We start from the raw sequence: 26,563 nt of genomic DNA, 5'->3' as shown, positions 1-26,563 counted from the left end.
AACATGGGAACCGCTGAGGCCCGCGCTGCGCGCGGGCCTCACGCGATCACTCGATGATCGCTTCGACCGGCGGTTCGAATGGGCTGAACACCGTCAGGTACGGCTTCGGATCGCCGTCCCAGGAGAACGCCCGGATCTGATCCAGGCTCCGCCGTCCCGACAGCGCGCGGAAGAGCTCGAACTTCGGCGCGGTCACGGTCGCTTGCGGGATCCCGTCGCCGATCACCCACTCCTGCTCGCCGGTCCGCACCCGCAAAGCAGGGATCTGTTTCGCCTGCAGCCGCATGTCGAGCCAGTAGACCGCCGACTCGAGACACAGCGTCGTGGCCTCCGAGTCCCGATCCTTCGAGGCGACCCCCAGCGCGGTCCAGATGTTGTGGGCGTTCTGAACCACGGCCCACAGGTACGTCCACGCGGCGAACGGATGGATGCCCGGCGGGAAGGCGTCCTGCCCGTCCATCATCCGCTCCATGCGGGGAGCGAGGCCGGTCCACTCCTTCAGGACCTCGTCGCCGGAGCGGTCGCGCCGGAGGTCGATCATCGCCTGGAAGCGGTCCTGGAGCCGCTCGCGCAAGTCCTTGTCCGACCACGAATCGGAGTAGTCCTCGTTCCAGTGGCCCTCGATCAGCGCCTCCGCGAAACCGGCCAGCATCGCGAGCGTGTCCTTGACGGTCCATTCGCGCCGAGTCGGGATCGGCGTGTCCCAGGCCTCGGCGTCGATATCGAGGAGCTGTTCGGTCAGGCTGTGCCTGATGTCGCGGAAGGCCGCGGCGATGTCTGGCACCGTCTCTCCTCTGCGGTGAGGTCTGCGTAGATCGTGCCGCTTCGCTTGATTCCTCGCTATGACGTTCGACACAACCGGCCGTCATTCCCTCCTGAGGTTTGGCGACGTCTAGGATTGCGGCCATGCCGGCTCGCCGAGGAAAGGTCGACGTTAAGGCCCAGGAGCGCGTGCTCGACTGGTTCGACGAGCACGGCCGCCACCTGCCGTGGCGCGAAACGCGCGATCCGTACCGGACCCTGGTGGCCGAGGTCATGCTCCAGCAAACCCAGACGGGCCGCGTCGCGCCCTCCTACGAGACGTTCCTCGTCCGATTCCCAACCCTCGAGCGCCTGGCGCACGCGCCGGCCATGGAGGTCATCCAGGCCTGGCGGGGGCTCGGCTACAACCGCCGGGCGGTCGACCTGCAGGGGGCCGCCCAGGCCATCGTCGGCGACCACGGCGGCTTCTTCCCCAGGGAGCCGGCGGCGCTTCGTCGGCTGCGGGGTCTCGGCGAGTACTCCTCGTCCGCCATCGCGTGCTTCGCCTTCGACGCGCAGGTGCCCGTGGTGGACACGAACGTGCGGCGGGTGCTCGCCCGGGCGGCGCTCGGCAAGGACGCGAGCGAGGTGCCCGCCGACCGGCTCGCGACGCTCGCGAACGACTGGCTGCCCTCCGGCGAGGCCTACCGATGGAACCAAGCCCTGATGGATATCGGCGCCATGGTCTGCCGGGTCTCGAAGCCGCTGTGCGCGACGTGCCCGCTCCGGACGACGTGCGTCTATCGCGCCAAAGGTCGGCACCGAACCGCGCCGGTTCGAGCCCCCAAGCGCGAGGAGAGATTCGAGGGGTCCCGGCGCCAGACTCGCGGCACGATCGTCGACCACCTGCGCCGCGCCGCGCGGAAAGGCATCACCGTCGCCGAGCTGTCGCATCTCATGCACCCCGACGGCGGCGGGGATCCCGCACTGCTCGTCGAGCTACTGGCCAAGCTCGAGCAGGAAGGGCTCGCGGAGCTGACGCCGGGCGCGCGCAAGGGATCGGCTCGCGGCATCGTCCGGTTGCCGTCGCGCGCGAGCCGTCGATGACGCTGCCGTTCGAGGTTCCCGGCCCGGCGTATCGGGCTCGGCAGGTCGCGAGCTGGGTCTACACGCGCTTCGCCCGGACCTTCGACGACATGACAGACCTGCCGGCGAGCATGCGCGCGGAGCTCGCGACGCAGTTCGGCGAGATCCGCCCCGCGCCGACGACCGTCCTGAGCGCCGACGACGGCGACACGCTCAAGGCCCTGTTCCCCGGCTCGTACGAGGCGGTTGCGATGCGATACCGCGGTGGCCGGCGAACCGTCTGCATCTCCAGCCAGGCCGGCTGCGGGCTCGGGTGTACATTCTGCGCGACCGGGCAGATGGGGCTGCTGCGCAACCTGACCACATTCGAGATCGTGTCGCAGGTCCTCTGGGCCGGCGAAGTCTTCGGGGAGCGACCGACCAACGTCGTGCTGATGGGGATGGGCGAGCCGCTTGCGAACTACGACGCCGTGCTCGAGGCCGTGCATTCGATCCACGACGACGTCGGCATCTCGGCCCGGCGGATCGTCGTTTCGACGGTCGGGCTGGTGCCGCAGATCCGCCGCCTCGCCGAGGATCCGCTTCCGGTCACGCTGGCGTTGTCCCTGCACGCGCCCGACGACGAGACCCGCAACGAGCTCGTGCCCGTGAACCGTCGGTGGCCGGTTGCCGAGTGCCTCGATGCGGCGGTGGAGTTCCGTCGCGCGCACGGGCGCCGCGTCTCCGTCGAGTACGCGCTCATCGACGGCGTCAACGACCATCCGTGGCAGGCGACGGAGCTGGCGAGGCTGCTCCGCCGCTCGGACATCCATGTGAACCTGATCCCGCTCAACCCGACGCCCGGCTACGGCGTGCCGGCGTCACCCCGGGTTCAGGACTTCGCCGACGAGCTTCGCGGCGCGGGCGTGAACGTGACCGTTCGAGACACGCGGGGCCGGGAGATCGATGCGGCGTGCGGTCAGCTCGCGACCACGGTCCTCGGCGAAGCCGGTCTCAGCGGACGGGGTCCTTCGGCCGGAAGGGGATGATCTGGGCTTCGGCCGCCGGCCGAGGCTGCCCGCGCCGCATCCACGCGCGCATGCGCCGGAACGCGGCCCAGGGCCGGTCCGGGTCGAGCGGCACGAGCACGAGGCGCTTCTCCTCGCCCAGTCGCGCGCCCAGGTAGTCGTCGACACCCTTGTGGTGCATCTACGCATCCCCCTTCGAGGTCAGGATTCGGCGATCGAAAGCCGATCCCCTTCCGAGCGGCGCCGCTCCAGCCGGAACGGAAGGTTGTTGTCACTCGGTCCCGGTATGGTCGCCCCGATGGCGAAGACGAGGGCGCTCGCGGTGTGTGCCAAATGCGGGCAGAACGCGACGCGCTGGGTCGGACGGTGCTCGGCGTGCGGCGCATGGGGGACCATGGAGGAGATCACGCTGACGTCGGTTCCCGATCGGGCCGCACCGGCCGCGGCACCCGGGCCGCTCGCAGCCCTCGACATCAGCTCCCAGGCGGCCCAGCCCACGGGGCTGGCAGAGCTCGACCGGGTGCTCGGCGGAGGCTTGGTCCGCGGCGGTGCCTACCTGGTGGCCGGCGAGCCGGGAGTGGGCAAGTCCACGCTGCTCTTCCAGGTCGCTTCCCGCGCCTCCTCGGCGGGGCGCAGGGCTCTCCTGATCTGCGGCGAGGAAACCCCCGAGCAGGTGCGGATCCGCGCCGACCGTCTCGGCGGTCCCCCTGCCGAGCTGTGGGCCACCCGGGCCACCGACGTGGCCGAGATCACCAGCGCGATGGACGCCGCGTCTCCTGCGCTCGTCATCGTCGATTCCGTGCAGTCGCTGTCGCGCGGCGATGTTCCGGGGGTTCCCGGCTCGGTCTCACAGGTTCGGGCATGCGCAGGTGCTTTGGTGCGCGCGGCCAAGGATCGCGGCGTCACGCTGGTCCTCGTGGGCCAGGCGACCAAGGACGGACAGGTCGCGGGCCCGAGGACGCTCGAGCATCTCGTCGACGCCGTGCTCTGGTTCGAGGGCGAGCCGCAAGGATCGCTCCGTCTCCTCCGCTCGACCAAGAACCGGTTCGGAGCGGCCCACGAGGTCGGCTGCTTCGCGATGTCCTCGGATGGCCTGAAGGAAGTCGCAGACCCATCGTCACTCCTCGTCTCCCATCGCGATCGACCGGCACCGGGCATCGCGGTCGCTCCGTTACTCGAAGGCAACCGCGCGATGCTCGTCGAGGTGCAGGCGCTCGTCGGCCCGACGTCGGTCGCCGCACCGCGACGTACCGGCGCTGGTCTGGACGCGCAACGTCTCGGTTTGCTCGTCGCTGTTCTGGAGCGTCGCGGGCGCCTGCGTCTCGGTGGGCACGATGTGTTCGCTGCGGCGATGGGCGGCGTGCGGGCCGTCGAGCCGTCGGTCGACCTCGCCGTCGCGCTCGCCGTGGCTTCGAGCTTTCTCGATGCTCCGTTGCCGAGCGCGACCATCGCCGTCGGGGAGATCGGGTTGTCCGGAGAGATCCGCGGCGTCCGGGATCTCGGGCGCCGGCTCGAGGAGGCGGCGCGGCTCGGATTCCGCCGCGCGATCGTGCACGCCGGTGCCGATCTCCCGCACACGGATCAAGTGCAGCTCCTTGCGGCACGCGACATCCAGGATGCTCTCGAGCATCTCGAGCGTCCGTCGCGGAACGGCTCACGCGACCGCGTGGAACGTGCGCCCGCCGTCGTGCGCGGATGACCTGTATCATGGGACATAGCCTCTGAGCAGCGCGTTCGTGTTGCGAGGAGCGTCGATTGCTGCTATGATTCGGCTCCCCTTATGACAAAGCGCTCGTTCCGCGTCGGTGACAAGGTCGTCTATCCGCATCATGGTGCCGCAACGATCGAAGGGCTCCAGGATCGCGAAGTGGACGGTACGTCGCGCAAGTATTACGTCCTGCGACTTTCCTACGGCGACCTGACGTTGATGGTGCCGATGGATGCGTCCGACGAGGTCGGACTGCGTGGCGTCGTTCCGAAGGACGAGATCGATTCCGTTTTTTCGATCCTGAAATCCAAGAAGCAGGCTCCTTCGCCGTCGAACTGGAGCCGTCGATTCAAGAACCACGTCGAAAAGCTGCGTTCCGGCGACATCTACCAGGTTGCCGAGGTCGTTAAGAACCTCACGCTGCGCGACAAGGACAAGGGCCTCTCCGCCGGAGAGAAGCGCATGCTCTCGAAGGCGCGCCAGATCCTCGTGTCGGAGCTGACGTTCGCGCTCAACTCCAACGAGGACAAAGCGGAGACCATGCTCGACGAGGTGCTGGGCATCGCGTAGAGGGCGCCGAGGACGTGCGGAGCGCGGGAAGCCGCGCTCTTTTTCATTTCTCGGCTGGCCGACCCGGCGAACGGGCAAATCGGACTTGGTGGTGGGTTCCCGACCGATACTTCACACTGAGGGTCCAAAGATGCCCTCGGACGGCCGATACTCCACCAAACGACCAAGGTGGCTTCGTGGAAGAACGTGATCGTGGGGTCGTGCTCGTCGAGCTGGTTCGGCTCGTCGTCGTCGCGTTCTGCACCGCGGCGGGCTACCGCGTAGCGCAAGGCATCGTTTCGAGCTCCGAGTCGGGCAAGGTGCTGCTCGGTGCGGTGGTCGGCAGCCTCTTCGGGTACGTCGCGGGGGGTGTGCTCGGCCGGGCGGTGGCGACGCTGCTCGGCGCCGCGGAGCAGCGGATCGCGAAGATCTCGGGGGCCGATCTGGTCGCGGGAGGGATCGGCGCGATCTTCGGGCTGATCATCTCGGCCGGTATCGGCTGGCCGCTGCTCTTCGTTCCCCAGCGTGACGTCGCGATCGCCATCTTGGGATTCCTCACGATCGTGATGGGATTCCTGGGGTTTCGCGCCGGCGTCCAGAAACGTGAGGACCTTCTCCAGCTGTTCGGTCTGTCGTTCCGCACCCGCGCGTCGGACCTTCGCGTGCTCGACACGAGCGCGATCCTCGATCCGCGTCTCCTCGACTGCGTCCGCGCGGGGATCGTCCGCGGCACGCTTCTGGTCGCGCCGTTCGTTCTCGATGAGGTGCAGGCGATCGCCGACGTGGCGGACCCGGCACGGCGAGCCCGGGGCAGGCGCGGGCTCGAGGCGCTCGCCGTGATGCGACGAGAACGTCTGGCGGACGTGCGGAGCGTCGACCGCATGTATCCCGAGTTCGGAGAGGTGGATGCCAAGGTGGTCGCGCTCGCGCGAGACCGCGGCGCGTCGATCGTCACGAACGACGTCGCCCTCGCGCGCATCGCGGAGCTACAGGGGGTCGAGGTGTTGTCCCTGAATGCGCTGGCCGACGTCCTCCGCGCCCCGCTCCTCCCCGGCGAAGGATTCACCGTCTTGGTCACGAAGCAGGGACGCGAGACGAATCAAGGCGTCGGCTATCTCGACGACGGATCGATGGTGGTGGTCGACGGCGGCCGAGGCCTCATCGGCGAGTCCGCCGACGTTGTGGTAACGAGTGTGGTTCAGACCTCTGGGGGACGGATGGTGTTCGCGAAACCGGCCGGCCATGAGCCCGCAGCCTCGGGCAACGGCAGCGAGGGCTCCGGCGCGTGAGCGCATGGGCCATCGTCGTCGCCGCAGGCGAAGGCGTGCGCTTCGGCAGGTCCAAGGCCTTCGTTGGGTTGGCCGGGATCCCGATGGTTGCTCATTCGCTGATCGTCCTGGCGAAGGCGTCGACGATCGAAGGCATCGTGCTCGTCGTCGCCTCCTCGCAGCTCGAAGAGGGGCTCGCGCTGGCGACGGCAACGGTTCCGCCGATCCGCGTGGAGGTCGTGGCCGGCGGCCCGAACCGCGGCGAGTCGGTGCGAGCCGGGCTCGCCGTCGTGCCGACGGAGGCGAGGCACGTGGTCGTCCACGACGCGGCTCGGCCGCTCGTGACGGTTGCGCTCGTTGAAGCCTCGCTGGCGGCCCTCGATTCGGCCGCCGGCGTTGTCGTCGCCGTTCCCGAGCGCGACACGATCAAGCGAGAGCGGGACGGCGATGTTGCCGAGACGATCGACCGCGAGGGGCTCTGGCGAGCGCAGACCCCGCAGGCGTTCCGCGCCTCTTCGCTTCGTTCGGCTCATGAGCGAGCGGCCGCCGAAGGGATCGAGGCTACCGACGATGCGATGCTCGTCGAACGGATCGGGGAACGGGTCGTGATCGTCCCCGGCGACGAACGCAACCTCAAGGTGACGACCCCCGAGGACCTCACGATCGCGGAAGCGCTCATCGCCGCCCGCGGAGGTTTCTGAGGTGCGGGTCGGCTTGGGGTTCGACGCTCATCGTTTCGCCGCCGGGCGGCCGCTGGTTCTCGGCACGATCGCGATCGATCACGACAGAGGCCTCGCCGGTCATTCCGACGGCGATGTCCTGACGCACGCGATCGTCGACGCGATCCTCGGAGCGGCCGCGCTCGGCGACATCGGTACTCACTTCCCATCCTCGGACCCGCGTTGGAAGGACGTCGACAGCTCGATCTTCCTCAGCGAGGTCCTGTCTTCCGTACGCCTCCTCGGACTGGATATCGCGAACATCGACGTCACCGTGGTCTGCGAGGTTCCGCGCCTCGAGCCCTACCGGGAGAAGATGCAATCCGCGATCGCGTCGGCTCTCGGCGTCGAACCCGAGGCCGTGAGCGTCAAAGCGACGACCACCGACACGATGGGGTTCACGGGACGCGGCGAAGGTGTCGCAGCGTTCGCCGTGGCGTTGATCCGGCCGGCCTGACCGCGAGATCCCGGCTGCTAGACTCGCGCGCTGATGGGCCTGGTCGTCCAAAACACGCTGACCCGACGGAAAGAGCCGTTCTCCCCACTCGAGCCGGGCCGCGTCGGGATGTACGTCTGTGGACCGACCGTCTACGACCACCCGCACGTCGGGCACGCGCGTGCCGCCGTCGCCTTCGACGTGATCCGCCGCGCGCTCACCTTCCTCGGGTACCGGGTCACCTACGTTCGTAACGTGACCGACGTCGACGACAAGATCATCGCGCGCTCGCACGAAGAAGGTCGCAGCCCGTGGGAGGTCGCCGAGGAGTACACCCGCGTCTACGACGAGCAGATGTCGGCGCTGGGCGTCCGCCCGCCGGACATCACCCCGCGAGCCACCGGTCACATCCTCGACATGATCCGTCTCATCGAGGTGCTGATCGAGCGCGGTGTCGCGTACGCCGTCGATGGCGACGTCTACTACGCGGTCGCGGAGTTCGAGGGCTACGGGAAGCTCTCCAACCGCACGCTCGACGACATGCGCGCCGGGGAGCGGGTCGAGCCCGACCCTCGCAAGCGCAACCCGCTCGATTTCGCGTTGTGGAAGTCGGCGAAACCCGGCGAGCCGTCGTGGCCGTCGCCCTGGGGTGAGGGACGGCCCGGCTGGCACATCGAATGCTCGGCGATGGCGATGAAGTACCTGGGCGCCACGTTCGACGTGCACGGCGGCGGCCGGGACCTGATCTTCCCGCATCACGAGAACGAGATCGCGCAATCCGAAGCAGCCACCGGCGTGGAGTTCGCCCGCGTCTGGCTCCACAACGGCTTCGTCACCATCGATGCCGAGAAGATGGCGAAATCGCTTAAGAACTTCGTGACGGTGGCCGACGTGCTCCTCGACTATCCGGCGCCGGCGGTGCGCACGTTCCTCGCCGGGGCGCAGTACCGCTCGCCGATCGACTTCTCGACCTCCGCCCTGGACGACGGCCGCGCGGCGTGGGAGCGCCTCGCTACCTTCGGGCGCAACGCGACGTCGGTCTTGAGCGCGCTGGAGGGGGGGCCTCCGTCGCGCGACCCGTCGATCGCCGAGGCGTGGATCGGGAAGTTCACGGCGGCGATCGAGGACGACTTCAACACACCCGAGGCGCTCGCCGTTCTGTTCGATCTGGTTACGGCCGCCAACCCGCTCATCGAAGAGATCGAACGCCGGCCGGACGCGGCGGTCGCGCGTGACCTGGCGTCGCGGCTCGATGCGTTCGACACGATGGCCGAGGTGCTGGGCCTCAGCCCGAACCGCGACTGGCCGGATACCGGCGGGCGCGCCTCCGAGGCGCTGGCTCCGCTCGCCGAGTACCTGCTCGAGCTCCGCGAGCAGGCTCGCAGGGCGAAGGACTTCGCTCGCGCCGATGAGATACGCGAGCGGCTCGCGGCGGCCGGGATCGTGGTCGAGGACCGCCCGAGCGGGCCCCGCTGGCGCCTCGCCTGAGCACCGACGTGGGGGCGCCGGACCGGATCGAAGGGCGGAACCCCGTCCGTGAAGCCCTCCGCGCCGGGCGGCAGGTCCGACGGGTTCTCATCGCCGACGGCATCCCGGAGCGAGGAACCGTGGCCGAGATCGTCACGGCAGCCCGCGCGGCCGGGGTCCCGGTAGAACGTGCCCCGCGTCCGGTCCTCGACCGCATCGCAGCCGGGCGCGTGCATCAGGGCGTGATCGCCGAGGCAGAGCCCTATCGGTACCGCTCCTGGGAGGAAGCCGCCGCGGCCGCGGAGGCTCGAGGCGAGACGCCGTTGTTGCTCGCCTTGGATGGCATCACGGACCCCGGAAACCTCGGCTCGCTCCTGCGCAGCGCCGAGGCCGCGGGAACCCACGCCGTGATCATCCCGCGACGGCGAGCCTCGCCGGTTACGCCGGTGGTCGAGAAGGTGTCCGCCGGCGCCCTGGAGCACCTCCCGATCGACCGGGTGACCAACCTCGAGCGGGCCCTGGATCGGTGCAAGGACCGTGGGATCTGGGTCGTCGGGCTCGACGGCGAGGCCGAGACGACGATCTGGGATTGCGCCTTATTGACCGAGCCGCTCGTTCTCGTAGTAGGCGCCGAGGGGACAGGCCTCTCCCGCCTGATATCGGAGAGGGCCGATGCGCGGGTTCGGATCCCGATGGGCGGACGGGTGGGGTCGCTCAACGCCGCCGTCGCGGGGGCCGTCGCCCTGTTCGAGGTTCGCCGGAGGCGCAGCCAAGGCGACCACTGATCGCCCGGTGGCGGACTCAGCCTTTTTGTCCGTTTCCGCAGCTAGCACTAGTCAGGATTGCCTATGTCTGTAACCTTGACCGATAGTTCTTACGGGCTATACCATGCCGCCCGAGCGTACGACGCTCGTGTCAGTTCTCCTCTAGCGGCGGGGGAGTAGGTTGCGTCAAGCACTGGGCGCGTTGGAAGTCGAAGACCGACTTCGTGAGGCCTCGGACGAGGGTATCGTCGAGCTGGCCCGCGCCGGCGACGAGATCGCCCTCGAGCACCTCCTGATCCGCTACAAGAACTTCACCCGCGTGAAAGCACGTTCCTACTTCTTGATCGGTGCCGATCGCGAGGACATCGTCCAGGAAGGCATGATCGGGCTCTACAAGGCGATCAGGGACTTCCAGGCCGAGCGTCAGTCCTCGTTCCGGGCGTTCGCCGAACTGTGTATCACCCGGCAGATCATCACGGCGATCAAGAGCGCGACCCGCCAGAAGCACATCCCGCTGAACTCCTACGTATCGCTGAATCGGCCGGTGTCGCACGAGGACGGGGACCAGGACCGGGTCCTCGTCGACGTTCTTGCCACCCACGCGTCGGCCGACCCGGTCGAGCTCGTGATCTCCTCGGAAGAGGTCCGGAGCATGCAGACCTCGTTCTCTGAGATCCTCTCCGACCTCGAGGCCCACGTCCTCCACATGTACCTCGAGGGCAAGAGCTACCAGGAGATCGCCGCCGGGTTGAAGCGCCACGTGAAGTCGATCGACAACGCACTCCAGCGCATCAAGCGAAAGGTCGAGGCCCACATGCACCGACGCCGCGCGGAGTCCATGCTCTAGCCGATCTCGTCTTCGCTTCCGCGGCCGAGAGGCCGCGCTTTCTTTTAGGCTTGCGGTTCGTGTACCGCTTCCTGCTCACCAGACGCTGGCTCGTCGCGAGCCTGGTCGTTCTCACGGCCGTCATCGTGATGGTGATGCTCGGGCTCTGGCAGCTCCGCCGGCTCGGCGAAGTCACCTCGAGCAACGACCGCGTCCGAAGCCGTCTCGCCCTTCCCGTCGCGGCCGTCGATGAGGTCCATGCGCCGGGTGTCGATCAGGACGACGCCGTTTACCGGCGCGTGGAGGCGACGGGGCGTTTCGATGAGACTGAAGAAGTCGTGCTCGACAATCGCTCGAACCAAGGCCGGGCCGGCAAGCATCTCCTGACGCCGCTCGTCACCGAGTCGGGGCGTGCGCTGATCGTGGATCGCGGCTGGGTTCCGCTCGACATCTCGCCGGAGGCGGCGACGGCGGCGCGGCCGCCGTCCGGCACGGTCCGCGTCGTCGGCGTGCTGTTCTCGAGCGAGCGAAAGGGCGCCTTCGGACCGACGATCCCCCGGCAGGGTCGGCTCACGGCCGTTCCGCGCGTCGACGTGGCGAGGCTCGCGCAGCAGCTTCCCTATCCGGCTTTCCCGCTGTATCTCCGGATCGTCTCCCAATCGCCTCAGCAGCCCGGCGAGCTACCCATCCCGCCGGGCGTGCCTGATCTCGACGACGGCCCGCACCTCTCCTACGCCGTGCAATGGTTCCTCTTCGCGACGGTGGCCTTGGCGGTGTTCGTCGCGCTGGCTCGTCGCGAGGCCCGCCGGAAGGCGACCCGCGTTCCTTCAGCCTGAAGCTGGCGCCTTGACCGCCGTGATATGGTCGATCTTCCAGATACCCCCCGGGGGTATACTAGAACCGGGAGACTGTGAGGACGGATGCAGGGTCACCAGCACGAGACCATGACTGAGAACCACGCCCGCCACGCTTCCAACGGCGTCGGCGGCGGACACGATCGTCATGCGGGGCACTCGGTTGGGATGTTCCGCAACCGGTTCTGGGTAAGCCTGGCGCTCACGATCCCTGTTCTGCTCTACGCCGAGATGCTCTGGGACTGGGCCGGCTTGGACATGCCCGACCTGCCGGCACAGAAGATGGCCCCTTTCCTTCTCGGAACCGCGATCTACCTCTACGGCGGCAGCGTGTTCATGCGATCGGCGATCGGCGAGATCCGCATGCGGCTGCCGGGGATGATGACGCTCGTCGCGCTCGGGATCACGACCGCCTATAGCTACTCGGCCGCGACGACGTTCTTGCTCGAAGGCGAGGGCTTCTACTGGGAGCTCGCGACGCTGGTAGACGTCATGTTGCTCGGCCATTGGATCGAGATGCGATCGATCGGCCGCGCTCGCGGCGCTCTGAGCGAGCTCGCGAAGCTCCTGCCGGATACGGCCGAGCGGGTGACGGAAGACGGAACCGTCGAGGTTCCCGTGCACGAGCTGGCCCTCGACGACGTCGTTCTCGTCCGACCCGGGGGCCGCATCCCGGCGGACGGCGTGGTGGTCGAGGGCCGGTCGCACGTTGACGAATCGATGCTGACCGGCGAGTCGCGTCCGGTGCAGAAGCACCCCGGCGACCAGGTCGTCGCAGGATCGGTCAACGGGGAAGGATCGCTGCGCGTTCGCGTCGCGCGGACCGGCGAGCAGACCGCTTTGGCCGGCATCGCTCGGCTCGTCGCCGAAGCGGAGGCTTCGAAGTCGCGCGCGCAGGCGATCGCCGACCGCGCGGCCACCGCGCTCACGTATGTCGCGATCGTGGCCGGCTCGGCGACCGCGCTGATCTGGTGGGTCGCCGGTCGCGACGCCGACTTCGTCGTCGAACGAGCCGTCACCGTAATCGTGATCGCATGCCCTCACGCGCTCGGACTCGCCGTCCCGCTCGTCGTCGCGATCTCGACGAGCCTGGCGGCGCGGAGCGGGCTCCTCGTCCGGAACCGGCTCGCCCTCGAGCGAGCGAGGGAGCTCGATGTCGTCGTGTTCGACAAAACCGGGACGCTCACCCAGGGCGAGCTCGGCGTTGTCGGGATCGCAACCATCGCAGGCCGCTCTGAGGAGGACGCGCTTGCCGCCGCCGCCGGGCTTGAAGCCGACTCGGAGCATCCGCTCGCCAAAGCCGTCGTTCGCGAAGCTGAGCGCCGCGGTGGAACCGCGGCCGGGGTCACGAACTTCGAGGCGCTCGCGGGTCGCGGCGTCCGCGGGCAGATCGGCGGACGGACCGTGCATCTCGGCGGTCCGCGGCTCCTCGAGGAACTCGGCGCGGCGCCTCCCGAGGAGCTTGCGTCCGTCATCAAGGGATGGTCGGAGGATGGGAAGTCCGTCGTCTACCTGGTGGAAGAAAAGAAGGTTACCGCGGCGTTCGCCCTCGCCGACTCGATCCGTGAGGCCTCACGTGAGGCGGTCAGAAGCCTGAAGCAGATGGGGATCCGGGTCGCGATGATCACCGGCGACTCCGAGGCCGTAGCTCGATGGGTGGCGGGCGAGCTCGGCATCGACGAGTTCTTCGCGGAGGTGCTCCCCGAGCACAAGGCCGCACGGGTGAAGGAGCTGCAAGAGCGAGGGCGTCGCCTGGCGATGGTCGGAGACGGGGTAAACGACGCACCCGCGCTCGCGCAGGCGGATGTTGGGATAGCGATCGGGGCCGGAACCGACGTCGCGATCGAGGCCGCCGACGTGATCCTCGTCCGGGACGATCCCCGCGACGTGGTACGCGTGGTCCACCTCTCTCGCGCGAGCTACCGGAAGATGCTGCAGAACCTTGCCTGGGCCACCGGCTATAACGTGATCGCGCTGCCGTTGGCGGCCGGGGTGCTCGAGCCTGCCGGACTTGTGCTGTCGCCTGCGGTAGGGGCCCTGCTGATGGCGCTCAGCACGGTCGTCGTCGCCCTCAACGCCCAGCTGCTCCGCCGAAGCCGGAACCTCATGGCTGCGAGCTGAAAAGAGCTGGGGGCGGGAATCGAACCCGCGACCTACGGATTACAAATCCGTTGCTCTGCCGAGCTGAGCTACCCCAGCGCACCGCTCAGGGTAGCGCGAGACCGCCCGGTACACTGACCGTATGACGAACGCGTGGGCAACCGCGCTTGCGCAGCTCGACGAGGCGGCCGCCTTCATGAGCCTCGACCCGAACCTCCACGAGGTATTCCGCACGCCCAAGCGCATCCTGACCGTCTCCGTCCCCGTGATGATGGACGATGATCGGATCGAGGTCTTCACCGGCTTCCGCGTGCACCACTCGATCGCGCGCGGCCCGGCGAAGGGCGGCATCCGCTACCACCCCGACGTGTCCGAGGAAGAGGTCAAGGCGCTGGCCATGTGGATGACGTGGAAGTGCGCCGTCGTCGGCATCCCGTACGGAGGCGCGAAGGGCGGCGTGCGTCTCGATCCGAAGCGCCTGTCCGACGGAGAGCTGGAGCGGCTCACGCGCCGCTACGCGAGCGAGATCCTCCCGTTCATCGGCCCCGCGAAAGACATCCCGGCGCCGGACGTCAACACCGACGAGCGGATCATGGCGTGGATCATGGACACGTACTCTGTGAACCAGGGCTACTCGGTCCCGGGGGTCGTCACCGGAAAGCCGGCTTCGATCGGCGGCTCGCTCGGCCGGTCGGGAGCGACCAGCCGCGGCGTCGTCACGGTGACGATGGCTGCGCTGCGCCAGCTCGCGCTCCCGCAAGAAGGCTTGAACGTCGCTATCCAGGGGTTCGGGAAGGTCGGCGGATTCGCTGCGCAACTCTTCCACGACGCCGGGTTCAACGTGGTCGCCATCGCCGACTACAAAGGGGGCGTCTACAACCAGCGCGGCCTCAACCCGACGGCATTGCTCCGGTACAAGAGCGAGGCCGACACGATCGCCGGGTACCCGGGAGCGGACACGATCACGAACGAGGAGCTTCTCGAGATGGACGTCGACATCCTGGTCCCTGCCGCGATCGAGGATCAGATCACCGAGTCCAACGCCGACCGGATCAAGGCGAAGCTCGTCGTCGAAGGAGCCAACGGCCCGACCACCCCCGAGGCGGACCACATCCTCACCGAGCGAGGCGTCACGGTCGTCCCGGACATCCTCGCCAACGCCGGCGGCGTCACCGTCTCGTACTTCGAGTGGGTCCAGGACATCCAGGCCTATTTCTGGAGCGAGGACGAGGTCAACGCCCGCATGCGGGACATCATGGAGCGCTCCTACGAGGAGGTCCGCACGCTGTCCGTGGAAAAGGGCGTCCGTCTTCGGCTCGCCGCCCTGGCCCTCGGCATCGGGCGGGTCGCGGAAGCCCACCGGGTGAGGGGCTTGTTCCCCTAGAACCTCGCTTGCCGGCCCCGCCCCGGCTCTGTGGCAGAATCACACCGCTGTAATTCTCGTGTGTTGGGGGGTTCGGTGGCCGAAGAGCAGATGCTTCCGACGGTGGGTGAGGAGCTCACGGAGCGCGATCGCGAGATCCTCGCGTTCGAGCGAGACTGGTGGAAGCACGTCGGGGCCAAGGAACGCCAGATCCGCGATCGTTTCGGCGTCTCGGCCACGCGCTACTACCAGATCCTGAACGAGCTGATCGCGGCCCCGGCAGCGATGCGCGAGGACCCGATGCTCGTGCGGCGCTTGCAGCGCATGAGGGCCGCCCGACAGAAGCAACGCGTCGCGCGGCGCCTGGGTCTGCCAGAATAGTCCCCGATGCCCGGGAAGCACGCGCCGGAATCTTCGGCCTCCTTCATCCTCTCTCTGTCGAGGGCGGCCGGCGGCGCGCTCCTGGCCGTCGCGGTCATGGCGATCCTCGTCGTGGCGCTTCTGAATCGCGGCAACGCCGAGGAGCCGCAGGGGCCGACCGTCGCGAACCCGGCTTCGTCGCCGACGCGCAGCTCGTCTCCCAGCCCGACGCCGTCGACCGTCTCGCCCTCGCCGAAGCCGACGGTCCTGGCGCCGAGCAAGGTCACCGTCCAGGTTCTCAACGGCACCGCACGCACGGGGCTCGCCGCCGCCACCGCGCAGGACATCGAGAAGGCCGGCTACAAGCTCGGTGGAACCGGCAACGCCGCGCGCACCGACAAGAGCACGATCTTCTATCGGAAGGGGCGGCGCGCGGAAGCGCTGGCGTTCCAGCAGATCTTCCCCGACTTCAAGGTGCTCAAGGAAGCGCCGGCTTCTCAAGCCACGATCCTGCGAGTGGTGCTCGGCGCCGATTGGCCCGAAACGAACTGAAGCGGCTCAGGCGCCGGTCCGCCGGATCAACGTCAGCACGCTGTTCGATCTGATCACGACGCCGCCGCCTGCGGCGGGGCCTCCCGAGATCGCGAGCCGTGCCTCGCCGTTCGACCGGACCGTGACCGGAAATCCTTCCCGGAAGGCGAACGCGATCTCGCCGGCCGCGTACTCGACACCCTCGAGCCGAAGCGCCGTCCCCGCCACCTCTCGCTCGCGAACGACCGCGCGTCTGGTCGAGGTCGCGACGATCCCGCAGTCGTAGCCGTTCACGACCTTCAGCGCCGCGAGGCGCGCCTCTTGGAGGCCGCCGGGCGTCCCCGACGCGGCGGGGATCGGTCGGGTCCATCGGTCGGCGAGATGAACCCGGCCTGCGGGGAGCGGAGGGCCGATCAACGGAACGAGGTCCTCGATCTGCGCCGCGTCCAGCTCTCCGGTGCCTTCAGCGGGCGTGACGCGATCTATCTGCCCGTCGCCGGCGACCTCGATCACGACGCGCTGCTCGGGCGGCGTATCGACCGTCTTGCCGTCGCGCGTGAGCTTGACCGGCGTGATCGTCATCGTGAGCGTCGTCGTCGGTGTGACCTGCTCGACGACGAGGCGGGTCGTCGCTTCCAGGCGGGTGTGTTCTGTGGAGGTCAGGTCCGCCGCCGAGATGGTGACCTCCGCGTCGGCGATGACGCGATAAAGGCGCACTTCTCCCGATGAGAACCGTGAGGTGAGCCGCAGCTCCGGGGCGGCGCATGCCGCGAGCCCCAGCATGAGGGCGATCAGAAGGCCGAGGCGACGCATCGGGTCAGTCTACGGCCGCGATAGCATCCCGTCCGTGCTCAACGGTGTCCCGGCCGTGCTGGCCGCCCTGAACGACTCGGCCGCGGAGGCGGGCGTCTTCTGCGACTTCGACGGCTGTCTTGCCCCCATCGTTCCCGACCCCGCTCTGGCGCGCCCGGTGCGGGGCGCATCGAGCGTCCTCGCCAAGCTCGTTCGGAAGTTCGCGGTCGTGGCGATCGTCTCCGGACGTTCGGTCGCAGACCTCTCGCGACGCATCCGGGCCCCGGGCGTCCGGCTGATCGGGCTCCACGGCATGGAGGCGATCCGCGGCGGTGTCGTGACGGTCGTGCCCGAGGCCGAGGCGGCGCGGGATGCGGTGGAGCGCGCCGCGGAGCTCCTGGAACGCTCGCTCCGGGGCGTTCGCGGCGCGCTCCTCGAGCGGAAGGGGCTGGCGCTCGCCGTTCACTTCCGGCGCGCTCCCGATCCCGTCGAAGCGGAGCGCCTCGCCTCGCCGCTCGTGATCGAGGCTGCCGCCGACGCCGGGCTGGCTGTGGTGCCGGGCCGTCGCATCCTCGAGGTCCGCCCCATGGAAGGCGGCGACAAGGGAGACGCGGTTCGCCGCGTCGTCGAAGAACACGGGCTTCGCGCTGCCCTGGTCGGCGGGGACGACGTCGGCGATCTCCCCGCATTCGCGGCGCTCGAAGGGCTCGGGGTTGCGATCCGCGTGGCGGTGGCGAGCGCGGAATCCCCGGCGGCGCTGACCGAGCGTGCGGACATCGTCCTCGGCTCGCCGCAGGAGTTCGTCGGGCTTCTTCGCCGTCTGGCCTAGAGGAACGTCTTCAGCGGCGACGGTGCTCGAGATCTTTCAACTGCGCGTCGAGCCAGCGTCCCGGCGATCGCCCACGGGCAAGACGCCGCAAGCGACGGGCGCGATCCTGCCGCTCGGTCTCGGGCATGTCCAAAGCACCTGATATCGCCCGGGAGGTCTGATCGACATCGACGGGATTGACGACGAGCGAGGCCGGCGCCAGCTCCACGGACGCTCCGGCGTTGCGGGACAGCACCAGCACTCCGGCGCGCCGGTTGAGGCACGGGCCTTCGCGAGCGACGAGGTTCATCCCGTCGAAAACCGGGTTGACGACGAGCACGTCGTACATGCCGTAGGCGGCCAGCGTGCGCGGGAAGTTGTCGGAGATCTCGAGCCGGACCGCTTCGGGGCCGAACCGCTGATTCACCCGCTCCGCCGCTGCGGTGCACTGCTCGATGTACTCCTGGTATTCGGGAACCGAGCGGCGCGACGGCTGTAACAGCACGAGATGGACGACCCGGCCGCGGAGCTCGGAACGTCGCTCGAGCATGAGCTCGTAGGCGCGCAGGCCGCGCAAGATGTTCTTCGACAGCTCGGTGCGATCGACGCGCAGCACGAGCTTCCGGTCGCCGAGCCACTTCCTCAGCTCGCCGCGCGCGACCTTCACCGAGGGCTCCGCTGCGATCTCCGCGAGGTGATCGGGGTTGACGCCGATCGGATACGCGTTCGTCCGAACCGAGCGCCCGGCCAGAGGAAGGACCCGGTCTCGCGCCTTGATCCCCATGATCTGGCGCGTTCCGGCCAGGAAGTTCCGGAGCCACCGGTCGGTCTGGAAGCCGATGATGTCCGCGCCGAGCATCCCTTCGAGCAGCGCGCGGCTCCATCCGTCGGACAGCAGCGACAGGTAGTCCGGTTGGGCGAACGGGATGTGCCAGAACAGGCCGATCGCCAGATCGGGCCGGAGCTTGCGAAGCATCTCCGGAACGAGTGCGAGGTGGTAGTCCTGGATGAGCGCGACGCCGCCTTCGGGCGCTGCCTCTGCCGTCGCGTCGGCGAAACGGCGATTGACATCCTGGTAGGCGTCCCACGCCTCGTTCTCCTCGTCGCCGAAGGTCGGGGTTCGCGGCGGATCCCAGAGGTAGTGGTGAACGAACCACAGGATCCGGTTCGAGAAGCCGTCGACCGAGGCGCGGTAGGCGGCGGCGGGCACGTCCACCAGGCGTACCCGGAGCGATGCGCCCTCGAGATCGACGTCCACCGGACCCGATGCGGCGACCGCGCGGTCCTCGTCGGACACCGCGCTCGCGATCCAGACTCCCTCTCGGCCCCGGAGCGCGCCCGAGACCGCCGTCACGAGCCCGCCGACGCCTCGGCGCTGCGTCTGCCCTCCGTCGGGGGTGCGCTCGAACGTCACCGGGCCCCGGTTGGAGGCGACGACGACCGGCCGATCCATGCGGGCTAGGGAGCGAGCTGTGCGAACAGCGCCAGGTGGTCTTCGATGTCTCGCATGGACAGGAAGCGCTCCCGGACGAAGACGCGGGCGCGGAACCCGATCTCCGCTGCGTGCTCCTTGTCGGCGAGGATATCCACGATCCGCTTGGCGCAAGACTCGACGTCCTCGACCAGGTAGCCGGTCTCGCCGTCGACGATCTGAAGCTTGATGCCGCCGACGTTCGATCCGATGACCGGCTTGCCCTTCCACATCGCTTCGGAGACGACCAGGCCGAAGCCTTCACGGATGGATTTCTGTACGACGACGTCGGCAGCGCGCTGGAACGCGTTCACGCCGAGCGCCCCCACGTCCTGGAGGTTCGAGAGCAGGTGGATGTCCGGGTCGTCCTCGCGATGCTCCTCCGTCTTGGTGTAGTAGTCCCAACCCTCCGGATCGTCGTGAGCCATCGAGGCGATGAGCGCCAGCTGGAGCCCCGGCACCTCCCGGCGGGCGATGCGGAAGGCGTCGATCACGCCGAGCGGGTCCTTCCACGGGTCGAACCGCGAAACCTGGACCACGAGCGGCCGGGTCGTGTCGATCTGGTAGCGGCGCATGACCTCATCGACCATGCCACCGTCCATCGGGATGTTCTTGATCGACAGCGGATCGATCGAAGGCGGGATGAGCGCGACGTGCGGAACTCTCAAGCCCGGGCGCACGAACTCTTCGAGGGTGAAGATCGCTGCGTCGTAGGACTCGATGAACGGAGCGACGAACTGCCACACCGGCTCGAAGGGCTCGGTGAGATCGATGTGGCAGCGCCAGATCCACTTGCCGGGTTTGATCCCGCGGTCCTCCATCAGCTCGGGAAGGATCGCGGCAGGTTGCGAGTCGTGGATGATGACGAAGTCGTAGTCGCCCTCGAAAGCCTCGGCGTTGTTCTCGCTGACCGACAGATACAGAGACCGCATCTCGGCGGTCCACGGCACCGCGCCGCCCTGCAGCGCGTTGTGCATGGCCTTGGTGACTACGAAGAACTCGTCGGGCGCTTGCATCAGCTGCCAGTCCGCCTCGATGCCGAGATCCCGCATGAGGGGCACGATCGTGTAGAGCAACTCGGCTACCCCGCCGCCGAATGCCGTCGAGTTCACGTTCAGAACGCGGGCGCCCTTGAAAGGCTTGGCGATCTCCCTCAGGCGGTCGATCGCGTCCGCGCCCACGACGGCGGCATAGTCGCCCAGCGCCTTGGCGGGAGTTGGAACCTGCTGCAGCATCGACGTTCCATCTTACCCACGGGTCCGCAGTCGACTCGTTACGGGGAAACCTCGCCGCTACGAGGCTCTAGAACTGCGAGTTAAGCAGGCGAAGCTTCTCGAGGGAGCGCTCGCGTCGGCGCTGAGCCTCCTCGGGGTCGTGCGGGTGGAGAACGTTGCGCATGGTCTCGAGCAAAGCCACCGGGCTGAACGGTTTCATGATGTAGTCGGCCGCACCGCCCGACCAGCCCCGCATCTGATCCTCACCCTGGACGCGAGCGGTGAGCATAACGACGGGGATCTCAGCGGTCTCGGGGGCGGTCTTCAGCGCCTCGAGGACGTGCCAGCCGTCCATCGACGGCATCATCACGTCGAGGAGAACCATGCTCGGGCGCAGCTCGCGCGCGAGACGAAGACCCTCCACCCCGCTCGAAGCGGTTACCACGTTGTATCCCTCGAACTCGAGGTTCACGCGGCAGAGGAGGAGGATGTCTTCCTCGTCGTCGACGACGACGATCGTCTCGGGCCGGTTCTTATCCATGCGCTTTCCTATTCTGGCCGCCCGAAACCGAGCGGCACATAGGCCGGACGGGCTATTTCCTCGTCACCCAGAATGGCCATGCGCAGGCCCGGGGACCGCGGCGGCTACAATCCGGCCCGATATGGAGAGCCCCGAGCTTGGCTCCACCTTCGGGCAACGGATCATCCACCCCCAGACGATCTGGGACCGGGTCGTTCGCTGGGGTCTCTTCTGCGTCGCGCTCTCTGCCATCGTCGGCGTCGTCTTCTCGGTCTTCTACTTCCTCATCTGGCCGCTGCGCGTCCTGTTCGCCCCGGTCGCGCTCGCCCTGGTCGTCGTCTATCTGCTGAACCCGCTCGTCAACCTCCTGGAGCGCCGTGGCCTGAGGCGCGGATTCGGCGTGGCGATCATCTACGTGTTGTTCGTGGCCGTCGTCGCCGTCGGGTTGTCTCTCCTGGTCCCGATCATCGCGCGTCAGATCACCGGCTTCATCGACAAGCTGCCCGAGTACGTCCAGGACGCGACCAACGAGATCAATAGCTTCGCCGCCAAGCGTGGCTGGGACTACCGGATCAATCTCGACACGGAGGAGATCCAGCAGTACATCGTCGACAACCGTGAGGCGATCATCGGCGTTCTCGGCGGGGTGCGCAGCTTCGCGTTCGGTGTGATCCACATCCTCATCACGCTCATCATCGGGATCATCCTTTCGATCTACATCCTGTTGGACATGCCGAAGATCCAGCGGTCGATGCGGAACATCCTCCCCGAGGGGCGACGCGAGGAGATCGCCGGACTAGCGGAGAACATCGGCAACGTCCTCGGCAGCTTCTTCCGCGGGCAGCTGCTGGTCGCGCTCTTCGTCGGCATCGCGTCGGCCGTCGGCCTGACCGTCATCGGCATCCCGTTCGCCGCTGTCGTCGGCCTGATCGCCGGGGTCTTCAATCTGGTGCCGCTGATCGGGCCGTTCATCGGGGCGATCCCGGCCGTGATCCTGGCGCTGCTGTCCGATCAGCCCATCGATGCGTTGTGGGCCGGGCTCTGGCTCCTTACGGTGCAGCAGGTCGACAACCACATCATCAGCCCCAACGTCATGGCCAGAACGGTGAAGCTCCATCCGATCACCGTGATGCTGGCGCTCCTCGCCGCAGGTTCGCTGTTCGGGCTCTTCGGGATGCTGCTGATCGTGCCCGGGGTCGCGACGGTCAAGATGCTCGCCGGCCACTTCTGGAATAAGCGGAGCGTCCGGGAGGCGTTCGTCGCGGCCATGCCGGACGGGGCGACGCCGGCGGTCGTGGTCGAATCCGTGATGGAGGGCGTCCGGGTCGACGGCGAGGAAGTGGTGGTTGAAGAGCGGACGGTCGTGCGGAAGCCGGTCAGGGTAGCGCGAGCGCCCGTAAAGCGTCGCACCACCCGAGGTTCCCGGGCCGCTCCGAAACGTAAACGTTCGAAAGACCGCTAGCCGCCCGCTCCAGCGCCGGATCGGCTTCGACCGCGTCGCGCACGAGCACGAGGGCTCCGACCTCCGGCGCCATGGTCAGATCCGCTAGCGAGTCGCCCACCGCCATCGACTGCTCGCGGGTGAACGTTCGCCGCTGCCGGTCGAGCGCGACCGCACTGCCCTTGTCGACCCCGCGCGGCTGCAGGTGGTACGCGTGAGACGCGCCCGCGTCCAGCCCGAGGTACGCGCCGTGGAGCCGGCCGTTGTCGTGAAGCGTCAGCCACTCGAACCCCGCAGCGGCGAGGACGCTGTCGGCCTCCGCGGTGTCGACCAGGCCGCGGAAGAGCTGGGTGTAGTCGCGCCACGCCGACCAAGGCGTGTGGTGCTCGAGCCGTCCGGGGAACGCATCGAAGAGAAGTTTCACCGCGCCGGTACGCTCCATGTGGGCTGCCGGAGGCTCCTCGCCTCCCGGGTACGCGCCGAGGTTGGTGACGACCTCCCGGCCGAGGTCGTAGGCGATGAGCGCCCCCATCTCGGCGATAACGGTGCCAAGCCCGAGGATCCGGGCGTCGCCGATCAGCCCGCGCAGCGAGCGTCCGGTCGCCGGCACCACGTCGATCTCGCGCGCGAGTGCCGCCATGAGCGCCTCGATGGGCTCGGTGCTCAGCGACCCGTCGGGGGCGCGGGTGAAGGCTCCCGCAGGCCCGAGCATCGTGCCGTCGAGATCGGTGTACACAACCCGCACGTCGAGGCTTAGGCGCAGGTCGTGGGCATGTTCTTCGAGCCGTCGGGGCATCACCGGCCATGCTACCCGGAGCCCTCCGCGGGGCCGCCGGAGACATCTCGAAGCATGGCTCGGCCGATTTCCGTATCCTTTCTCGACTATGGCCACCGTCCTCGGCCTCCGCTGCCGCGAGTGCTCACGCGAATACCCGGCGGAACCGCTTCATGTCTGTGAGTTCTGCTTCGCGCCGCTGGAAGTCGTGTACGACTACGAGCGGATCGCAGCCGAGGTCTCGCGTTCCTCGATAGCGGCCGGGCCCCGGTCGATGTGGCGCTACGCGCCGCTGCTGCCGGGCGGCGAGGACCGGGTAGACCTCGGCGCCGGCATGACGCCGCTGGTGCGAGCGAACCGACTTGCCGCCGAGCTGGGGCTGCGAGAGCTGTGGCTGAAGAACGACACGGCCAACCCCACCCACTCCTTCAAGGACCGCGTCGTCTCGGTCGCGCTGACGGTGGCCAAGGCGTTCGGCTATTCAACCGTCGCGTGTGCCTCGACCGGCAACCTCGCCAATGCGGTGGCCGCGCACGCGGCTCACGCCGGGCTCGAGGCGTACATCTTTATCCCCGCCGACCTCGAGGCCGGGAAGGTCGTCGCCACGGCCATCTACGGCCCGAACCTGATCGCGGTGAAGGGCACCTACGACGACGTCAACCGCCTCTGCTCGGAGATCGCCGGTGAGTTCGACTGGGCGTTCGTCAACGTCAACATCAGGCCCTACTACGCCGAAGGCTCGAAGTCGCTCGCGTTCGAGATCGTCGAGCAGTTCGGCTGGGAAGCGCCCGACCATGTGGTGGTGCCGATCGCCAGCGGGTCGCTGCTCACCAAGATCAAGCGTGGCCTCGACGAGATGGTGAAGGTGGGCCTGATCGACGGCCACGCGACCAGGATCTCGGGTGCGCAGGCGAGCGGCTGCGCCCCGGTAGCGACCGCATTCAAGAGCGGAACCGACCACATCCGCCCCGTGAAGCCTTCGACGATCGCGAAGTCGCTCGCCATCGGCAACCCCGCGGACGGCTACTACGCGGTGAAGGTAGCTCGGGACACGGGCGGTGCGATCGAAGACGTCTCCGACGCGGAGGTCGTCGACGGCATCCAGCTCCTCGCGAGGACCGAAGGCCTCTTCGCCGAGACCGCGGGCGGCGTGGTCATCGCGACGCTCCGCAAGTTGTGCGAAGCGGGGGTCGTCCGGCCGGACGAGCGCGTCGTCGCGCTCATCACCGGCGACGGGTTGAAGACCATCGAGGCGGTGGCCGAGCGCACGACGCCGACGATGGTCATCCCGCCGCGGCTCGACGACTTCCGCGGTCAGCTCGATCTCATCTCCTCGGGGGCCGAAGCGTGAGCGTCAGCGTCAAGATCCCGACACCGCTCCGGCGCGTGACCGGCGGCGTGGCCGACGTTTCGGCGGCCGGAGGGACGGTTCGCGAGCTCATCGAGGATCTCGAGCGTCAGTTCCCGGGGATGCGCGAGCGGCTGTGCGACGAGACGGGCGCGCTCCGCCGTTTCGTCAACGTGTTCGTCGGCGACGAGGACATCCGGTTCCTGGAAGGGATCGAGACGGCGATCGAAGAAGGGGCGCAGGTCTCGATCATCCCCGCCGTCGCCGGCGGCTAACGTCCGTTTTCGCGCCTGTTTCCGGTCCGAGAAAGCCCCGCCGTTGACCCTCCCTCTCGCTCCTCGTACCCTGGACCCATGTTCCGTTTCTCGCTCCGCACCGAATACGGGCTCCGTGCATTGATGGAGCTCACCCGACGATGGGGCGATGGTCCGATCCCCGCGCGCGAGGTCGCCGAGCACCAGAACATCCCACTCCGTTTCCTCGAGCATCAACTCTCCGCGTTGCACAAGGGCGGCATCGTCGTTTCGCATCGCGGTGCCGGCGGCGGGACCGAGCTCGCGCGCGATCCATCAGAGCTGCGGATCTCCGAGATCATCGAAGTGCTCGAAGGGCCGATCGCCGCGATGTTCTGTCTCGAGCCGCACGACGAGGAGGTCTGTCCGCAGAGCCATCACTGCGGCCTCCAAGAGTTGTGGGGTCGCGTCGAAGGCGCCGTGCGCGATGTGTTCGAACGAACGACGCTCGCCGATCTCGTGACGCGTCATCGCGAGCTTCAGCCGCTGCTGTGGCCGCAGATGGCGCACGTTCGCAGCGTCGACTGACGCGCATCGCGCATCACGTCGCGTCAGACGCGATCGGCGCCCTCGAAAAAAAAGTCCCGAATCCCTTGAACCAGGCGACAACCCTCGTTATAGTCGCCGAGGTTTGTGCTCCATATAGAGGAGCGCACAACTCTCCCGAACGGAGGGGGGTGGACAAGGATGCCGGCCAAGAAGAAGAAGAAGGCGGCTAAGAAAGCCCCGGCCAAGAAGAAGACCGCCGCCAAGAAGAAGGGCGGAGCGAAGAAGAAGAAGCGCTAGCGATCGGAAGATCGCTTCAAGATTCGCGAGAGAGGGCCTCCCATGCGTGAGGCCCTCGTCGCGTCTAAGGCTCGTATCGCGTCGCGCGACCTTCCTGCTGCGATAGACGACAGATAGTGTCGACCATCGCAGCAAGAACGGCGGGAAGGATGTGCGAGGGACCATGACGAGGTTGTAGGCAGCGGCATGCGAACGACGGTTGGGAACAACGCCACCTGGCCGCTCATGAGCGTTCCTCCCAAGGGGTTCGATGAAGAGATCTATCTCTGCGATGAGATAGCTCGAGCAGAACTCGCCGGGATCCCGGCGATGGCGATGGGAGTGCGTTTCGAGACGGCCCGCGGCACATTCGTGTTCTGAGCTTCAAGCCTCGAGACGTGCTTCCGATCTGTGGAAGCCGCCGGCCCGAAGGCCTTGTGAGCTGGTCGGCCCCGAGCGATCGGCGGGCGGCCGTAACGGCCCGCAGCCGGTCTTGGGGGGGCCGACGACTTGCCAGGAACCGGTCCCGGGGCCTATAAATGGGGTTAGCACTCTCGTAGGGAGAGTGCTAGGACTCTCCGGGTGAGAGTGCTAAGGAGGGGTGTTGATGGCAGCTAAGATGATCGCCTTCAACGAGGAGGCCCGACGGGCCCTCGAGCGAGGCATGAACCAGCTGGCCGACGCGGTCAAGATCACGCTCGGCCCAAAGGGTCGCAACGTCGTCATCGAGAAGAAGTGGGGAGCCCCCACGATCACGAACGACGGCGTATCGATCGCGAAAGAGATCGAGCTCGAGGACCCGCTTGAGAAGATCGGGGCCGAGCTCGTCAAGGAAGTCGCCAAGAAGACCAACGACGTCGCCGGTGACGGAACCACCACGGCGACCGTGCTCGCGCAGGCGATGGTCCGCGAGGGGCTTCGCAACGTCGCCGCCGGCGCCAACCCGATGGGCCTGAAGAAGGGGATCGAGAAGGCCGTCGAGCGGGCCGTCGAGGCGATCAAGGACCAGGCCAAGGAGATCGAGGACAAGGACGAGATCGCTCACGTCGCCTCCATCTCGGCGAACAACGACCCGGAGATCGGCGCGATGATCGCCGAGTCGATGGAGAAGGTCGGCAAGGACGGCGTCATCACCGTCGAGGAGTCGCAGACCTTCGGCCTCGAGCTCGAGCTCGTCGAAGGCATGCGCTTCGACAAGGGCTACATCTCGCCGTACTTCATCACCGATCCCGAGCGCATGGAAGCCGTGCTCGACGAGCCGGTGATCCTCGTGGCCAACGCGAAGATCGCCGCGGTGAAGGACCTGCTCCCGATCCTCGAGAAGGTCATGCAGTCCGGCAAGCCGCTCGTCATCATC

At 67.9% G+C, this 26,563-nt stretch carries 29 protein-coding genes and 1 tRNA gene; 22 read left to right on the top strand and 8 right to left on the bottom strand.

Features of this window, described 5'->3' with window-relative positions; all coding sequences use genetic code 11:
- Window positions 1-46: 46 nt before the first annotated feature.
- Window positions 47-784, bottom strand: a complete 738-nt coding sequence (locus tag WEB06_17785) for a maleylpyruvate isomerase N-terminal domain-containing protein (protein MEX2557467.1) — start codon at window positions 782-784, stop codon at window positions 47-49.
- A 122-nt stretch (window positions 785-906) separates the two neighbouring features.
- Between WEB06_17785 and WEB06_17780 the strand changes: the two genes are divergently transcribed.
- Both WEB06_17780 and rlmN read left to right on the top strand, forming a co-directional pair.
- Window positions 907-1,848, top strand: coding sequence for an A/G-specific adenine glycosylase (locus WEB06_17780; protein ID MEX2557466.1), 942 nt, complete (start codon window positions 907-909; stop codon window positions 1,846-1,848).
- Window positions 1,845-2,855 (top strand): 23S rRNA (adenine(2503)-C(2))-methyltransferase RlmN, encoded by a 1,011-nt coding sequence (rlmN, locus tag WEB06_17775; protein ID MEX2557465.1) that lies wholly within the window; start codon window positions 1,845-1,847, stop codon window positions 2,853-2,855. The genes WEB06_17780 and rlmN overlap by 4 nt, the downstream gene beginning before the upstream one ends.
- Here the strand turns inward: rlmN and WEB06_17770 are convergent.
- Complete coding sequence (locus WEB06_17770) at window positions 2,821-3,015, bottom strand: hypothetical protein (GenBank protein ID MEX2557464.1); 195 nt, start codon at window positions 3,013-3,015, stop codon at window positions 2,821-2,823. The two genes, rlmN and WEB06_17770, sit on opposite strands and share 35 nt — an antisense overlap.
- 117 nt (window positions 3,016-3,132) lie before the next feature.
- On the opposite strand from WEB06_17770, the gene radA reads away from it, so the two are divergent.
- The 10 genes from radA to WEB06_17720 all read left to right on the top strand — a co-directional run bounded on the left by radA (window position 3,133) and on the right by WEB06_17720 (window position 13,546).
- Complete coding sequence (gene radA, locus WEB06_17765; protein ID MEX2557463.1) at window positions 3,133-4,533, top strand: DNA repair protein RadA; 1,401 nt, start codon at window positions 3,133-3,135, stop codon at window positions 4,531-4,533.
- Window positions 4,534-4,614: 81 nt separating this feature from the next.
- The gene (locus WEB06_17760) at window positions 4,615-5,112 is read left to right on the top strand and encodes a CarD family transcriptional regulator (protein MEX2557462.1); all 498 of its coding nucleotides are present in this window, start codon (window positions 4,615-4,617) and stop codon (window positions 5,110-5,112) included.
- Between the two features lie 176 nt (window positions 5,113-5,288).
- The gene (locus WEB06_17755; protein MEX2557461.1) at window positions 5,289-6,380 is read left to right on the top strand and encodes a PIN domain-containing protein; all 1,092 of its coding nucleotides are present in this window, start codon (window positions 5,289-5,291) and stop codon (window positions 6,378-6,380) included.
- The gene (gene ispD / locus WEB06_17750; protein MEX2557460.1) at window positions 6,377-7,060 is read left to right on the top strand and encodes a 2-C-methyl-D-erythritol 4-phosphate cytidylyltransferase; all 684 of its coding nucleotides are present in this window, start codon (window positions 6,377-6,379) and stop codon (window positions 7,058-7,060) included. Before WEB06_17755 ends, ispD begins: the two co-directional genes overlap by 4 nt.
- A 1-nt stretch (window position 7,061) precedes the next feature.
- Window positions 7,062-7,535 (top strand): 2-C-methyl-D-erythritol 2,4-cyclodiphosphate synthase, encoded by a 474-nt coding sequence (gene ispF / locus WEB06_17745; protein ID MEX2557459.1) that lies wholly within the window; start codon window positions 7,062-7,064, stop codon window positions 7,533-7,535.
- Between the two features lie 33 nt (window positions 7,536-7,568).
- Window positions 7,569-9,002: a cysteine--tRNA ligase gene (cysS, locus tag WEB06_17740; GenBank protein ID MEX2557458.1), complete on the top strand. Its 1,434-nt coding sequence runs from the start codon at window positions 7,569-7,571 to the stop codon at window positions 9,000-9,002.
- 8 nt (window positions 9,003-9,010) lie between these two features.
- Window positions 9,011-9,766: a 23S rRNA (guanosine(2251)-2'-O)-methyltransferase RlmB gene (rlmB, locus tag WEB06_17735; GenBank protein ID MEX2557457.1), complete on the top strand. Its 756-nt coding sequence runs from the start codon at window positions 9,011-9,013 to the stop codon at window positions 9,764-9,766.
- Window positions 9,767-9,947: 181 nt separating this feature from the next.
- Window positions 9,948-10,592, top strand: coding sequence for an RNA polymerase sporulation sigma factor SigH (gene sigH, locus WEB06_17730; protein MEX2557456.1), 645 nt, complete (start codon window positions 9,948-9,950; stop codon window positions 10,590-10,592).
- A gap of 59 nt (window positions 10,593-10,651) precedes the next feature.
- Complete coding sequence (locus WEB06_17725) at window positions 10,652-11,407, top strand: SURF1 family protein (GenBank protein MEX2557455.1); 756 nt, start codon at window positions 10,652-10,654, stop codon at window positions 11,405-11,407.
- A gap of 84 nt (window positions 11,408-11,491) precedes the next feature.
- Window positions 11,492-13,546, top strand: a complete 2,055-nt coding sequence (locus tag WEB06_17720; GenBank protein ID MEX2557454.1) for a heavy metal translocating P-type ATPase — start codon at window positions 11,492-11,494, stop codon at window positions 13,544-13,546.
- 4 nt (window positions 13,547-13,550) lie between these two features.
- Here the strand turns inward: WEB06_17720 and WEB06_17715 are convergent.
- Window positions 13,551-13,624: transfer RNA gene (locus WEB06_17715), tRNA-Thr, on the bottom strand.
- 43 nt (window positions 13,625-13,667) lie between these two features.
- On the opposite strand from WEB06_17715, the gene WEB06_17710 reads away from it, so the two are divergent.
- The 3 genes from WEB06_17710 (at window position 13,668) to WEB06_17700 (ending at window position 15,800) form a co-directional block, all read left to right on the top strand.
- Window positions 13,668-14,909: a Glu/Leu/Phe/Val dehydrogenase gene (locus WEB06_17710; protein MEX2557453.1), complete on the top strand. Its 1,242-nt coding sequence runs from the start codon at window positions 13,668-13,670 to the stop codon at window positions 14,907-14,909.
- 90 nt (window positions 14,910-14,999) lie between these two features.
- Window positions 15,000-15,269, top strand: coding sequence for a DUF3263 domain-containing protein (locus tag WEB06_17705; GenBank protein ID MEX2557452.1), 270 nt, complete (start codon window positions 15,000-15,002; stop codon window positions 15,267-15,269).
- Between the two features lie 6 nt (window positions 15,270-15,275).
- Window positions 15,276-15,800: a LytR C-terminal domain-containing protein gene (locus WEB06_17700; protein ID MEX2557451.1), complete on the top strand. Its 525-nt coding sequence runs from the start codon at window positions 15,276-15,278 to the stop codon at window positions 15,798-15,800.
- Between the two features lie 6 nt (window positions 15,801-15,806).
- On the opposite strand, the gene WEB06_17695 is transcribed toward WEB06_17700, so the two are convergent.
- Window positions 15,807-16,592 (bottom strand): hypothetical protein, encoded by a 786-nt coding sequence (locus WEB06_17695; GenBank protein MEX2557450.1) that lies wholly within the window; start codon window positions 16,590-16,592, stop codon window positions 15,807-15,809.
- Window positions 16,593-16,626: 34 nt separating this feature from the next.
- Between WEB06_17695 and otsB the strand changes: the two genes are divergently transcribed.
- A complete protein-coding gene (otsB, locus tag WEB06_17690; protein ID MEX2557449.1) occupies window positions 16,627-17,400 on the top strand; it encodes a trehalose-phosphatase in 774 nt (257 codons plus the stop codon).
- A gap of 10 nt (window positions 17,401-17,410) precedes the next feature.
- Here otsB and WEB06_17685 read toward each other — a convergent pair whose 3' ends face one another.
- The 3 genes from WEB06_17685 to WEB06_17675 all read right to left on the bottom strand — a co-directional run bounded on the left by WEB06_17685 (window position 17,411) and on the right by WEB06_17675 (window position 20,605).
- A complete protein-coding gene (locus tag WEB06_17685; protein MEX2557448.1) occupies window positions 17,411-18,832 on the bottom strand; it encodes a trehalose-6-phosphate synthase in 1,422 nt (473 codons plus the stop codon).
- 5 nt (window positions 18,833-18,837) lie between these two features.
- A complete protein-coding gene (locus WEB06_17680; GenBank protein MEX2557447.1) occupies window positions 18,838-20,085 on the bottom strand; it encodes a glycosyltransferase in 1,248 nt (415 codons plus the stop codon).
- A gap of 67 nt (window positions 20,086-20,152) precedes the next feature.
- Window positions 20,153-20,605: a response regulator gene (locus WEB06_17675; GenBank protein ID MEX2557446.1), complete on the bottom strand. Its 453-nt coding sequence runs from the start codon at window positions 20,603-20,605 to the stop codon at window positions 20,153-20,155.
- 121 nt (window positions 20,606-20,726) lie between these two features.
- On the opposite strand from WEB06_17675, the gene WEB06_17670 reads away from it, so the two are divergent.
- Window positions 20,727-22,046 carry an AI-2E family transporter gene (locus WEB06_17670; protein MEX2557445.1) on the top strand — a complete coding sequence of 440 codons (1,320 nt, stop codon included), beginning with the start codon at window positions 20,727-20,729 and terminating at the stop codon, window positions 22,044-22,046.
- On the opposite strand, the gene WEB06_17665 is transcribed toward WEB06_17670, so the two are convergent.
- A complete protein-coding gene (locus tag WEB06_17665) occupies window positions 21,961-22,821 on the bottom strand; it encodes an HAD hydrolase family protein (protein MEX2557444.1) in 861 nt (286 codons plus the stop codon). The two genes, WEB06_17670 and WEB06_17665, sit on opposite strands and share 86 nt — an antisense overlap.
- An 88-nt stretch (window positions 22,822-22,909) precedes the next feature.
- Here WEB06_17665 and thrC point away from each other — a divergent pair, with 88 nt between their 5' ends.
- The 5 genes from thrC to groEL form a co-directional block, all read left to right on the top strand.
- On the top strand, window positions 22,910-24,151 hold the full coding sequence (gene thrC, locus WEB06_17660) for a threonine synthase (GenBank protein ID MEX2557443.1): 1,242 nt from the start codon (window positions 22,910-22,912) through the stop codon (window positions 24,149-24,151).
- Window positions 24,148-24,423 (top strand): MoaD/ThiS family protein, encoded by a 276-nt coding sequence (locus WEB06_17655; protein MEX2557442.1) that lies wholly within the window; start codon window positions 24,148-24,150, stop codon window positions 24,421-24,423. Before thrC ends, WEB06_17655 begins: the two co-directional genes overlap by 4 nt.
- Window positions 24,424-24,501: 78 nt before the next feature.
- Window positions 24,502-24,969, top strand: coding sequence for an Rrf2 family transcriptional regulator (locus WEB06_17650; GenBank protein ID MEX2557441.1), 468 nt, complete (start codon window positions 24,502-24,504; stop codon window positions 24,967-24,969).
- Between the two features lie 444 nt (window positions 24,970-25,413).
- Window positions 25,414-25,587, top strand: coding sequence for a hypothetical protein (locus tag WEB06_17645; GenBank protein ID MEX2557440.1), 174 nt, complete (start codon window positions 25,414-25,416; stop codon window positions 25,585-25,587).
- A gap of 226 nt (window positions 25,588-25,813) precedes the next feature.
- On the top strand, window positions 25,814-26,563 hold a 750-nt coding region (gene groEL, locus WEB06_17640; protein ID MEX2557439.1), incomplete at its 3' end, for a chaperonin GroEL.

The organism is Actinomycetota bacterium, assembly GCA_040905475.1.
Lineage (GTDB): Bacteria > Actinomycetota > AC-67 > AC-67 > AC-67 > DATFGK01.
This window is presented reverse-complemented; position numbering and strand designations above follow the sequence as displayed.